Source organism: Microbulbifer sp. GL-2 (genome assembly GCF_007183175.1).
In the GTDB taxonomy this organism is placed as follows: Bacteria; Pseudomonadota; Gammaproteobacteria; order Pseudomonadales; family Cellvibrionaceae; genus Microbulbifer.
In genome coordinates this window covers 4,374,425-4,386,643 of sequence record NZ_AP019807.1, presented here as the reverse complement: position 1 = coordinate 4,386,643, position 12,219 = coordinate 4,374,425, and the positions used below count along the sequence as shown (strand labels likewise).

Sequence of the window (12,219 nt, the reverse complement as noted above, 5' to 3'; positions counted from 1 at the left end):
GCGGGTTATATTTAGGAGATTTCCTATGACTGAACCCACAGTCCTGATTAAATATATTGGCGATAAGCCAATAAAGAAGGATACCGTTTGCGGAACCAGTACGCTTTGGGCGGGCAATGGTGATGTGCAGCCTTTTCCGCGCAATAAATCTGCATTACTCCTGAGGCACAAGTTTGTTTGGTGTGCTGCCAGCGAACAGGAGGCCGCTGGTAATGGTTATGGCCCAGCGATCGGTATTGCTTCGGTAGATAAACCACCGCTACAAGCGGAGGCTTCTGTACATGATGAAGAGAATGATGCTCCACCCAATGAGCGTCGTGCAGTTGGGCAGCCAACCCTGACGAGTGAGCCGGTAAAAGAAATCGGTCATGAGGAAAATGATCCGGAGCTGATGAATTTTCCTCAAACAGAGCATGAAGTGTTGGCAGAGGCCCCCGAGGAAAAGCCAGTTGTTCCCGAAGCTAAGCCTCAAAATCGCAAGGCTGATTTGGTAACTCTCATTCGCTCAATGCCCAAGGATGCTGAGCACTTTTCGCCGACCACCGGTAAACCGATTGTCGCCAAGGTGCGGGAGTTGGCCGGAGATGAATCCATTGCTGCAGTGCATGTAAAGAAGGCTTGGAGACAGGTCAGTGGCGGCCGTTAGCGATCTGATCGCAGAACTTCGTGGAATGCTTCGTGATGCTGGCTTTGACTTGTACAGTGATACTGCAATAAGTAACGCGCTCTACGATGCTGAGCTTGTTACTGTTGCCTATAAGCCTGAAGCGACGGCAAAGGATGTAGAGATAGCCACGGCTGATGGTGCCCGCCAGGAGGTTCCTTCCGAGTATCTGCGAGTGATGGATATTAAGTACAACGGATCTCTCGCCGCTCCAGGGCGTGGAATCAGCATGGTTGCTCGAGAGCATCTGGATCTGATCTCGCCGAGTTGGCGCAGTGCTAACCTGGTCGAGGAGGCCCGCCAGTACGCTTATGATGAACGCAATCCCAGGGTCTTCGAATTGTTTCCGCCGGTTGTCGCCGGTTCGATAGTGGCAACATTAGTGCTGCGCCCGCTTAAGTACGGCGATCTGACCAGTGCTACAACGACGGTCGGCGATGAATATCGCCCGGCCCTGATTGAATATGCACTCTATCGCTTGTTCAGCGAAGACACTGAAGGCACGCCCAACGAGTCTCGTAGTCGGAAGCATTACACCAACTTCTTTAACTTCCTTGGGATAAAAGTGCAGAACGAAGCTCGGGTTTCCCCTCGGCAGCCGGAGCATAAAACCTGATGCTCGAGCATGAACTTGCCAGTATCGATACATTTTTTCCGGGGATCTTAGTCAATGTACCCGATGTCCCTGAGCCCCTGATACGACACCAGTTATTGTTGGTGTTGCAGGACTTCTGCGAGCACAGTTGTTATTGGCGTGAACCGTTGGCCGATGTGTTTACCATCGATGGCATTACCAGCTATTTCCTGGAAGGCCCTGGCAATACTGATATTGTTAAGGTGTTGGAGGTGAAAGATGCTCAAGGTACAGATCTCACTCTACGCTCAGGTCCACTCTCTGGTGAACAGTGGTGGTGGCAATCCCAACCTGGAGTTTTAGAGGTCTCCACAAATATTGGTGGACAATTTTTAAAGGTGTCTGCGGCGGTAAAGCCTGCTGTTGGTGCAACGAAAGTTTCCCGCAGGATTATCATAGACTATCGTACTGCGATAGAGCAGGGCACATTGGCCCGCTTATACAACATGCCAAAAAAGCCCTGGTCCGAACCGCACCTTTACCAGTTGGCCCAGGGCCAATATATCTCACAGCGCGACCAAGCCGCGCGCAAAGCCGGTCGTGGGTTTTCTACCCAACCACGTCGAAGCCAGCCCAAGCCTCGCAATTTCTATTAAATAGGTCCTTCGATGGCTAGCAAACTGAACCTTACCGATACCGTGATCGGGGATAGCCTGAGCCTGCCTCTCGTGTTTAAGGATGAGAGTGGTGAGCCTATTGATATTTCAGGTCGCACATTTTGGTTCACCTTAAAGCTTAACCCGCAAGTACCTGACGATCAGGCTGACGCGCAGGCAGTGGTGATTGCTCCGGTCGATGCCAACAGCCAAAACGGTGAGGTGTTTATCGGTTACACCGCTGAACAGACAGAGAACCTGAATGCTACCAGCTATAACTATGACGTGCAGATGGCTACGCCAATTCCCGGTGGTGAACAGGAAGTGAAAACCATTGTGTATGGCCGTATCCGCTTTGTGCAACAAATCACCCGGAGTCGATTAAATTAATTCCTAGCTTTGCTATAATGCCCGAGCTAGTATCGCTGAAAACGTATAACTTTTTGAGAATTTTTAAAATGAAGCGCTTTCGTAATAATTCAATTTCTATGCTCCTTGCTTTTTTCATTCCTTCAGCTTTTGCGCTTGAGGATTTTGGGGCCTCTCAATATTATTTGACGGAAGGAGCTTCTATTATCGGTGGAGGGGAAGGTTATAGCGATTATTGCATTAGCAATAAACCTGTCGTCAATAATCTGGAGGAGTTTATCAATACTATTAGTAGTGCTGTTGCTGGAGATGTTATCTACATCGACGACGATGCCATAATAGACTTGACTGGGCGTGCCACTATTAATATTCCTAAAAATATCACGATTTGTAGTGGAAGAGGGCGTGAGGGATCACTTGGAGGAAAGATTACTAAAGCCCATAGTGGAAGTCATGATGTTATGTTTAATGCAGTGGGTGAAGGAATTACGATTACAGGATTGCGGTTAGATGGCCAAGATCCTGAGATTCGAGGTGATCTTGAAAGTACATATGATGAGCCACTCATATCGGGAATATATATTTGCGACAATCAGATTACTGCTCAAAACCCGGTTGTAGTATCTAATAATGAAATAACTGGGTTTAGTTACTATGGTGTGGCCACAGAGAGAGGGTACAATAACGGTTTGGGTGAGCTGTCAGTAATAATTAAGAATAATTATATTCACCACAATCGTAGAAAAGGACTTGGGTACGGTGTAATGGTGGATGGTGATAGTAGTGTTTTAGTCGAGGCAAACTATTTTGACTTTAATCGCCATGATATTGCTGGGACTGGTGATCCCGGACAAACTTACGAAGCTCGCTATAATTTGGTAGGTTCAGGGGGGAGTAGCCACAATTTTGACATGCACAGACAGAATGGTGGAGATGGATACACAAATGGTGGTGATCTAATTCGTATTCATCATAATTCATTTAGTTTGACTTCGTATCCAAATGTAGTTATTCGTGGGGTTCCTGATACAGGCGCATCTATTTCTTATAATAGTTTTCCAAAAATCAGCTCTGAATCGGCAGTTCAATATTATGGAAGTGGTCGATTTGATGTCTCCAATAATTTGGAAAATACACGTGAATGGATGATTTCGGAGTCTGCTTCGAAAGACTGGCGGATGATAAATACTAGCCGGATTGGGAAAGAAAACCTTCGCTATGGGGATTTTGTTGGAGATGAAAAAATTGACGTATTTACTAGCTTTCAAGGGCAGTGGTACGTATCGGATGCTGGCATTAAACCTTGGCAACCGCTTGCGCAATCTGAGTATGCTATCACTGACTTGAGGTTTGCGGACCTTATTGGTGATGAAAAAACAGATGTATTTCTCGTGAAAAACGGCCAGTGGTTTGTATCTGAAAGTGGAGTAAAAACTTGGGTTAGTATAGCGAGCTCTAACTACTCATTAGATGACCTTGTATTTGCCAATGTGATAGGTGACGCTAAAGATGATGTGATTTATATGTCGGGATCGGAATGGTTTGCTTCTGATGGAGGACAGTCAGCGTGGATTTTTTTGGGGAAATCAACTGTAAGGCCTAATGATATTTTGGTAACAGATATCATAGGTGCTAGTAATGATGATTTTTTTATAGCCACTGGATATGAATGGTTCGCATCAGAGGGTACTCCAAACTGGCAGTCATTGACGACTTCTCAATCTTTAGTTGGTCAGTTGAATGTTGGGGATGTGGTAGGCGATGAAAAGGGGGATATTTTAATTTCAGAGAACGGAAAGTGGCTGGTGTCTGAAAGTGGAGTGGGGTCTTGGCAGCCGATAGGGAGTTCAACTTATGATATAAGTGGGCTTGTTGTTCGGGATTTTATTGGTGATGCAAAGGATGATGTTTTGCGGATCAAGTAACACAGGGTCATTTTCTAGGATCTTTCGACCCTAGAAAAGTAGTGTATTGTCGGCTTCCTTTTTTTTTGGACTTATGAAGGTGTCGCAGCACTTAGAGTGTGTTGCGATAGCTTTATTTTTCGACGGCCAGTGGAGCCAGGGCTAAACCATAGTATCCAGGGGCAGTTTTCCCTGATAAATTTTCTCCCAATACGTATTCCTAGTAACCGAGCCCATAAATGGGTCAAGAACAGTGCCGCCTGGCGGCACTATCTTCACTGGCTGATTTAAGTGCTTGCTATCATTGTTATTAGATTTACCTACCTAGCTAGATTTCTACAGTGCGGAGGGCCTTTATGTGTTACTCCTTTGCTGTTCCTAATGACAACTTGTTGGCAGAACTTCCAGTTGATTTTTTGCGTGATGAGAAGGCTTGGGGGCAATTAAACTTCGACCAGGAATGGGAAAACTCATCAGGCAAGGAGGAGATTAAACATGTATTGGGCCTGAAGGGGCAGCCCCGAGTGAGCCAATTCCGGCTTGCAGCGCCTGGTGAGCGTGTATATCCACGGTATTTTGCTCCTGGTATCGCAAGTGATGGGGGTAAGAATTGGCTACGCCCACTCCGTTACTCGATACGCCCGTCCAATTCAGTTTGGGATCTAGCAACAAAGTACAGTCTTTATAACGCCCGATTAGATAGATTACTTGAAGCCAAAACTTGGAGGCCTCTGATAGGCCGCCAACACGGTATATTGCCTTTCACGAGCTTTTTTGAGTGGGTAGAGCGTAAGGGTAAGAAGGCTCAAGTCCAGTTTATCCCAAAGGGTAAAGATTTGATGTGGGCACCTATTCTTTGGGACTACTGGGAATCTCTGGGAGGTGAGGTTGGGTACTTCTCCTGCACCTTGATAACAGATGATCCAGCTCCAGAGGTTAAGGCGGCTGGGCATGACCGAAGCCCCATCTTTCTAGGGGCAGACCATATGAAGACCTGGTTAGAAGCAGAATCTCAGTCAGCTGATAATTGGCAGGAGTTCTTAAAGGGCCACCGTGAGTCGGTAGCCTACAACCATTACTTGATAGCATGAGCAATGAAGGCTGTTTGGTCAGGTATTAAGCTTGCCCGACAGCTTTTCATATTCATATGCTGTATATATAAACAGTATTTGGTGCTTGTTATGAAGTTATCTCCGCTTTTCAGCAGTGGTGTCGCCTGCGGCTTCCCCTCTCCAGCAGATGATCATAAAGAGGCTGCTCTCAGCCTTGATGAACATTTAATAACTAATCCACCTGCGACCTTCATGGCTCGTGCCAATGGCGACTCTATGCAAGGCGTTGGTATCTTTGATCGTGATGTTCTCATCGTTGATCGCTCTCTTACGCCTGGTCATGGCGATGTAGTGGTGGTCGCCCTGGATGGCCAGCTGACCTGTAAAATTTTGGATAGAAGGTTAGGGCAACTAATACCGGCAAATGACAAGTACAAACCCATTCCCATTTGGGAAGGGCAGGAGCTAATAGTGGAAGGGGTGGTGAAGGCTTCAATTCGCTACCACCGTGGCGGTTAGCCTGGGGGCCTTGAGGTCAGAAAAGCACCTACGGGGGTATAGGGGGAGCGTTCTTTAGCTTTTGCCGAGTGGGGGACCAAGTGGGGGACCGCAGAGGGTAGAAACAAAAAAGCCCTGATAAATCAGGGCTTTATGTTTAAAAATGGCGGTGGGGCAGGGATTCGAACCCTGGGACCTGTTACAGTCAACGGTTTTCAAGACCGCCGCTTTCGACCACTCAGCCACCCCACCAAATTGTGCTGCGCATTATACATAGCTTCGTGCTACATACAAGCGTCATTATGATTTTTTTTAAGTAGTTCAATGGGTTAGGTGATTTATTGACCAGTCCGGACAAATGCTTCGGGCATAAAAAAGCCGCCAACCCTGTAGGGTTGGCGGCTTTAGAGGTTTCGCTTAGCCGGCTTCTGCTGAGTCGCGGTCGTTATTCGCGTCAGTGTTTTCCTGGGTTGTCTGGCGCGCCATACGGGGGTCGTTGGCGGGGCGAGACAGTGAACGAGGGCTGTGCGAGATTGCTGCTGGTTGGGCGGTATCCAGCGGTTGCTGGGAGCCTACCTGGCGGTGCTCGGTCACGATGGACAGTTCGAGTAATGGTTTGGGGTTGTTGCGCGGGTCGTTACTGGCGCGTCCCTGGGTTGCAGGGGAGGCGGCCAGTTCGGAGGCCTCAGCTTCCTCGACTACAACCTCCACCTGGGCAGCAGCATTGACTGATTCACTGCGCTGCTCCAAAGCTTCTGCAGCTGCACTGGCTTCGGTCAAGGCAATTTCCTCGGCGTCCTCCGGCACAGTCTTTGTAGCTTCTGCTGCGACCGTGGATTCCACAACCTGCGCCGCTGGAACGGCTGGCTTTTCGCTAACTGGAGTTTTAGGAGCGCTTTCTGCTTTCGTTTCTCTAACGGTAGGAGCGGCAGGCTCTTTTGCTTCAGTTTTAGCCGGAGGTTTTTTTGCTGTTATAGGTGCAGTTTGCTCTTTGGCCTGTGCTGGTGCTGGAGTCTCCTCCGCTGCTTTTTCTACTTTTGCAGTAAATGCAGCATAGGGCTCAGCCTGTTTTGTCTCAGCAGATGGCTCTGCTGTGGACTCAGTCTTTGCAGCCATTGGTGTGCGCGTGGGAGCTACTACAGCCGGTTTGGATTGCGTCGCCGGGTTGGCGGACTTTGCAGGTCTTTGCTCTCTTCGCTCGCTTTTGCGCTGGGGCGCTTCATTGTGGCCCCCGGTAGCGGTTTCGCGAGATTTTCTGGCTTCACCTTCCGCTTCATCGATAGCTTCGTTCACTTCACGGTTCAGCTCTTCCTGATTTTGAGCGACGGAGGACGCAGCGGGATTTTCTGAACGACGGCCGCGACGGCGAGCTTGCGGGCGACCACGAACATTGCTCGGGCGGCGCGCTGGGCGTTGCTCGGTGCTTTCGTCAGCTTGCTCGATGGATTCGCTGGTGCTTTCGTTCTCAGTCACTACATTTCGATTGTCGTCTCTGCGGCGGTTGTCGTTGGTGCGACGTCGACGGCGACGGCGCTGGCCTTCGCCGCGCTCAGCTCCAGATTCGCGTTCTTCGAATTGCTTGGCCTGTTGTTTTTCTTCTCGCTGATCATCACGTTTGGAGTCCTCGCGACGATCGTCCTTGCGGCGAGAGGGGCGCCCACTGCGGTTACCGCGACCACCGCGTTGATTGCGGTTGCGATTGCGATCACGATCGCGCTGGTAGTCCTTCCCTCGATTTTTTGACTTCTGGTGCTTCTTGGGCTCTTCCTCTTTGCTCTCAAAGAGGGAGGCAATCGCAGTCATCAGCCGGCTGAAAAGACTGGGTTCCGGTTTCTTTTCCGGGGTGGGGGCCGGCGCGGTGTGGGTAATCTGCTGAACGGCAGGTTGGGCCGGGGCGCGCTGGGGTTTTTCATCCTTCTTGGTGATGGATTCTTCCACTGTTCCGGAAATCTTGTAAGAGGTTTCCAGGGTGGCGGTATCGTCATCACGCAGGCGCTGTACTTCGAAGTGCGGGGTTTCGATATCTGCATTGGGTACAACAACAACACGGGTATTGTTGCGGGATTCAATCTGGGAGATCGTCTTACGCTTTTCGTTGAGTAGGTAAGTAGCGACATTCACTGGAGTGATGGCGCGGATCTCTGCGCTGCGTTCTTTCTTGGCTTCCTCTTCCACCAGGCGAAGAATGGATAAAGCCAGGGATTTGGTGCCGCGAATAGTGCCTTGGCCGCTACAGCGCGGGCATACACGGAAGGTGGTTTCGCCAAGAGATGGGCGCAGGCGCTGGCGTGACATTTCCAAAAGGCCGAAGCGGGAGATACGGCCAACCTGAACGCGGGCGCGGTCCATGCTGAGAGCTTTCTCCATGCGCTTTTCAACTTCGCGCTGGTTGGATTTGCTCTGCATGTCAATAAAGTCGATTACAACCAGGCCGCCCATATCGCGCAGGCGTAGCTGGCGAGCGATTTCGTCGGCCGCTTCCAGGTTGATATTGCGTGCAGTTTCTTCGATATCGCCGCCCTTGGTCGCGCGGGAGGAGTTGATATCAATGGATACCAGTGCCTCTGTGACATCAATCACGATTGAGCCGCCAGAAGGTAGTTTCACCTCGCGTTCAAAAGCGGTTTCGATCTGGCTTTCGATCTGGTAGCGATTGAAGAGCGGAATGGCATCTTCGTAATACTTGACCTTGTTGGTGTAGTGCGGCATTACCTGGCGGGCAAATTCCGCAGCCAGCTCGAAGGCGCCTTTGTCATCGACTATCACTTCGCCAATGTCATCGCGCATGTAATCGCGGATAGCGCGGATAATGACGTTACTTTCCTGGAAGAGGAAGTGCGGTGCCTTGGAGGTGTCGGCCTCTTCCTTTATGGCGACCCACAGCTTCAGCAGGTAGTTGAGGTCCCACTGCAGTTCTTCGCCGCTGCGGCCGACGCCGGCGGTGCGCACAATTATGCCCATGCCGGAGGGAACTTCGACGCTGGACAGTGCATCCCGCAGCTCTGAACGCTCATCACCTTCAATACGGCGAGAGATGCCGCCTGCGCGAGGGTTATTTGGCATCAGTACCAGGTAGCGCCCAGCGAGGCTGACGAAAGTAGTCAGGGCTGCGCCTTTGTTGCCGCGCTCTTCCTTGTCCACTTGCACAATAACTTCCATACCCTCTTTGACGACATCTTTGATTTTGATGCGTCCTTCAATGTCTCTGGGCTGTTTGAGGAAGTACTCACGAGAAATTTCTTTCAGGGGGAGGAAGCCGTGGCGCTCTTCGCCATAGTCAACGAATGCGGCTTCGAGAGAGGGTTCTACGCGGGTGATCTTACCTTTGTAGATGTTGGCTTTTTTTTGTTGACGTGTGCGATTTTCAATATCCAGATCATATAGCCACTGGCCGTCTACCAGGGCTACACGCAACTCCTCAGGCTGGGTTGCGTTGATTAGCATTCTTTTCATGCGTGTCGTTTTCCTTGCGTTGCGCAAAGGTATGACACCGCTGTTTGCAGGCTTGCTTGTTGGCCGCCATCCGGAGAGGACCAGATGGCGGGGCAGGGAAAAGGGTGGCACTTTCTCTGCCGCAAATTCGATCTACGCGGCTTTTCGAGACGAGTGTTCGCCCATTGTTCTCACTGCAAAAACTCCGGATAAGCATTGCTGTGCTGTTATCCGCTGGTACCGTTAGTACCTTTCTTCCTTAAGTACCTTTTGTTAGTACTGCCCTGTACCTGTGCCATAGGCTCCCATGGCAGGGTTGGGCGCCACCCTTCGGTCAGTTTCTAGCTGGGTGACAAGGTCTGCGTCAATATAGCTGGCTCTGTAGCTCGGCTTTTGGCCGATATCTATCTTCTGTATTTTGTTCGCTGGATATGCGGAAGCTGGAATATCCAGGTTGCCAGTGCGGTCGCTGGCATTATTTTCTACAGAGCGGGACGCAAGTTTATGAGTCGTCCTTTCAAGCGCTGCGGGTCACGGCCCGTCTTACCTTCGCGATATTTACCCACTTAACTGTGGGATGTTTTTGCCGCTGAGGCCCCCATAAGGTTCTCGTTGTCGGGAGGCGCTCATCAGCTGAGTTTTTATCAATGACGCGGCATTCCCGCGCACCGGCCGAACAGCGGTATTTTCTCTGAAGCCATGGCTATCTCTTCATGTGGGAAGCTGCCAGTGGCCGAAAACCAGCCGAATTCAGGCCGGCCGAATATAGCACGGGCAGAAGGGTGCTTCAATTGTCCTTGCTGCGGCGCTATGATGCGCGTCATGCGAAGTATACCCCCCCTTAAAACGGCTGAGGCCGATACCCCCTCTGACACCTGGAATCCCTCTGGCGGCGTACAGTTTCTGACTGTGCCGGATGAGTTGGCCGGGCAGAGGATCGACAACTTTTTGCAGGCGCGCCTTAAAGGTGTGCCCCGTTCAAGAGTCTACCGAATCCTGCGTAAGGGTGAGGTAAGAGTAAATAAAGGACGGGTGAAGGCGGAATACAAGCTGGTGGCGGGTGATGTGGTGCGTGTACCGCCAATACGTGCGGCAGAGCAGGCGCCGGCACCGGTTGCGGGAGAGCAGCTGCGCCAGCTGGTGAAAGAATCCATACTGTACGATGACAATGGGCTGTTAGTGATTAACAAGCCTGCGGGGCTTGCCGTGCACGGCGGCAGTGGTGTGAGGCTTGGCTTGATTGAGGTACTGCGGCAGATGTATCCGCAGAGCCGCTTCATCGAGCTGGTGCATCGCCTAGACCGGGATACCAGTGGAGCCATTATGGTGGCGCGTAAGCGCGCAGTGTTACAGCATGTACAGTCTGAGCTGCGCAATGGCAAAATCGGCAAATCATACCTGGCTCTCGCTGTGGGCAAATGGCCCCGTGGTCGGCGGCTGGTAGAGGCTCCCCTACGCAAAAACACTCTGAAAAGTGGTGAGCGGATGGTGTCGGTTCACCCGGAGGGCAAGTCCTCTGAAACGCGCTTCCAGCTGCTGGAGCGCTTTAAGGCGGCCACTTTACTCTCTGCTGTTCCTGTGACAGGGCGCACCCACCAGATACGGGTTCACGCCCAGTTTGTGGGTTGCCCCCTTGCGGGTGATAGCAAGTACACCCCGGATGAGGTGAATCGAGAGTTCCGCGGTCGCGGGCTGAAACGCCTGTTTCTCCATTCTGCCTCGGTGCGTTGCACGCTCCCTGGTGGGGAAGAGGTTCATGTTGAGGCGCCTCTGCCGGGGGAGTTGGAGGTGTTGCTGAAGAAATTGAGGCAAGAATAGGATTGCAAGTTGTATGTTGGTGATTCTCGATTGGGATGGCACGGTTTGTAATTCCGAGTCCCGAATTGTGGCTTGTATGCTGGGCGCCGCTAAGAGAGCGGGCTTGCCGGTACTTGAGCCTGAGGCGGTAAGCAATATTATTGGGCTCGGCCTGCCAGAGGCGGTTGCAACACTATTTCCGGAAGCGGCAAGCGATGATAAGCAGGCTTTGCGTCAATTCTATTCAGAGGAGTGGATGGCCGCCCGGATTGAGCCGTTGCCATTATTTGATGGGGTGCTGGACACCCTTGATAGGTTGCTTTGTGCTGGGCATCAGCTGGCAGTTGCAACCGGGAAAAGTCGAAGGGGTCTCAATCGCGAGTTTCAGGAGCATGGAATGGGGCACTTATTTGTCGCTAGCCGCTGTGCTGATGAGACGGCTTCCAAGCCTGATCCATTGATGCTTAACGAGTTACTTTCGGAAACTGGTCGTACCGTTGAGCAGGCGGTAATGGTTGGCGACACAGTGTACGATCTGGACATGGCGGCAGCAATTGAGATGCCTTCCATTGGGGTTAGTTACGGCGCGCACTGCCCTTCGCGCTTACAAGGGAGTCGCCCGAAAGCGATAATTGATGAGTTCTCCGGCCTGCTCAGCTGGCCGCCCCTGACCCCTTAGCTACTGGCGCCAATGGGCTGACGCCGAATTCTCCAAGAAAGTCTACCAGGCGAATTAGTGGGAGGCCCACCAGTGTATTTATGTCTGAACCTTCCAGTTTTTCAAAGAGGGTAATCCCCAGCCCTTCCACCTTAAATGATCCCGCGCAGTCGTAAGGCTTCTCCAGTTCTACGTATCGCTCTATTTGCCCTGCATTGAGTTGGCGGAAGTGGACGGTATAGGTCTCTACCGAGCTAATTTGTCTTCTAGTTGCGCTGTTAAAGACAGATAGGCCGGTATAGAAAGTAACCCGGCTGCCTGAGCAGGCGCTCAGTTGCGCTATAGCCTGCTCCCGGCCACCGGGTTTGCCCAAAATACGGCCATCGCACTCAGCTACCTGGTCAGAGCCGATAATCAGAGACTGTGGATTGATTGGTGCCAGTGCAAGAGCTTTTTCCTCCGCGAGCCTCAATGCCAATGAGTTGGCGCTCTCTCCAGGCTTTGCCTCTTCATCTATATGGGGTGCGGCGTGCCCAAAGGGGAGGCGCAATTGCTGCAGCAGTGCTCTGCGGTAGGGGGAGCTTGAGGCTAGTATCAGTGAGAAGGCCATTCTTG

The 12,219-nt window shown here is 51.3% G+C and carries 11 protein-coding genes and 1 tRNA gene; 9 read left to right on the top strand and 3 right to left on the bottom strand.

Annotation, left to right across the window (positions count from 1 at the left end):
- Positions 1 to 25: 25 nt before the first annotated feature.
- From GL2_RS18920 to GL2_RS18890, 7 genes are all read left to right on the top strand, one after another.
- Positions 26 to 646, top strand: a complete 621-nt coding sequence (locus GL2_RS18920; protein ID WP_143732286.1) for a hypothetical protein — start codon at positions 26 to 28, stop codon at positions 644 to 646.
- Entirely contained in the window at positions 633 to 1,280 is a 648-nt protein-coding gene (locus GL2_RS18915; protein ID WP_143732285.1) for a DUF6682 family protein, read from the top strand. Before GL2_RS18920 ends, GL2_RS18915 begins: the two co-directional genes overlap by 14 nt.
- Positions 1,280 to 1,894 (top strand): hypothetical protein, encoded by a 615-nt coding sequence (locus GL2_RS18910; protein WP_143732284.1) that lies wholly within the window; start codon positions 1,280 to 1,282, stop codon positions 1,892 to 1,894. Before GL2_RS18915 ends, GL2_RS18910 begins: the two co-directional genes overlap by 1 nt.
- Before the next feature lie 12 nt (positions 1,895 to 1,906).
- Positions 1,907 to 2,284 (top strand): hypothetical protein, encoded by a 378-nt coding sequence (locus GL2_RS18905; RefSeq protein WP_143732283.1) that lies wholly within the window; start codon positions 1,907 to 1,909, stop codon positions 2,282 to 2,284.
- 68 nt (positions 2,285 to 2,352) lie between these two features.
- On the top strand, positions 2,353 to 4,188 hold the full coding sequence (locus tag GL2_RS18900) for a right-handed parallel beta-helix repeat-containing protein (RefSeq protein WP_143732282.1): 1,836 nt from the start codon (positions 2,353 to 2,355) through the stop codon (positions 4,186 to 4,188).
- Positions 4,189 to 4,523: 335 nt separating this feature from the next.
- Complete coding sequence (locus tag GL2_RS18895; RefSeq protein ID WP_143732281.1) at positions 4,524 to 5,258, top strand: SOS response-associated peptidase family protein; 735 nt, start codon at positions 4,524 to 4,526, stop codon at positions 5,256 to 5,258.
- A 90-nt stretch (positions 5,259 to 5,348) separates the two neighbouring features.
- Complete coding sequence (locus tag GL2_RS18890; RefSeq protein WP_143732280.1) at positions 5,349 to 5,738, top strand: LexA family transcriptional regulator; 390 nt, start codon at positions 5,349 to 5,351, stop codon at positions 5,736 to 5,738.
- 143 nt (positions 5,739 to 5,881) lie between these two features.
- Here GL2_RS18890 and GL2_RS18885 read toward each other — a convergent pair.
- Together GL2_RS18885 and rne are read right to left on the bottom strand one after the other, a co-directional pair.
- A tRNA-Ser gene (locus tag GL2_RS18885) sits at positions 5,882 to 5,969 on the bottom strand.
- Positions 5,970 to 6,134: 165 nt separating this feature from the next.
- Positions 6,135 to 9,170: a ribonuclease E gene (gene rne, locus GL2_RS18880; protein ID WP_143732279.1), complete on the bottom strand. Its 3,036-nt coding sequence runs from the start codon at positions 9,168 to 9,170 to the stop codon at positions 6,135 to 6,137.
- 801 nt (positions 9,171 to 9,971) lie between these two features.
- Here rne and rluC point away from each other — a divergent pair.
- Positions 9,972 to 10,967, top strand: coding sequence for a 23S rRNA pseudouridine(955/2504/2580) synthase RluC (gene rluC, locus GL2_RS18875; RefSeq protein WP_232053686.1), 996 nt, complete (start codon positions 9,972 to 9,974; stop codon positions 10,965 to 10,967).
- Between the two features lie 13 nt (positions 10,968 to 10,980).
- Complete coding sequence (locus GL2_RS18870; RefSeq protein ID WP_143732277.1) at positions 10,981 to 11,625, top strand: HAD-IA family hydrolase; 645 nt, start codon at positions 10,981 to 10,983, stop codon at positions 11,623 to 11,625.
- Here the strand turns inward: GL2_RS18870 and GL2_RS18865 are convergent.
- Positions 11,600 to 12,214, bottom strand: coding sequence for a nucleoside triphosphate pyrophosphatase (locus GL2_RS18865; RefSeq protein ID WP_143732276.1), 615 nt, complete (start codon positions 12,212 to 12,214; stop codon positions 11,600 to 11,602). The two genes, GL2_RS18870 and GL2_RS18865, sit on opposite strands and share 26 nt — an antisense overlap.
- Positions 12,215 to 12,219 lie beyond the last annotated feature (5 nt).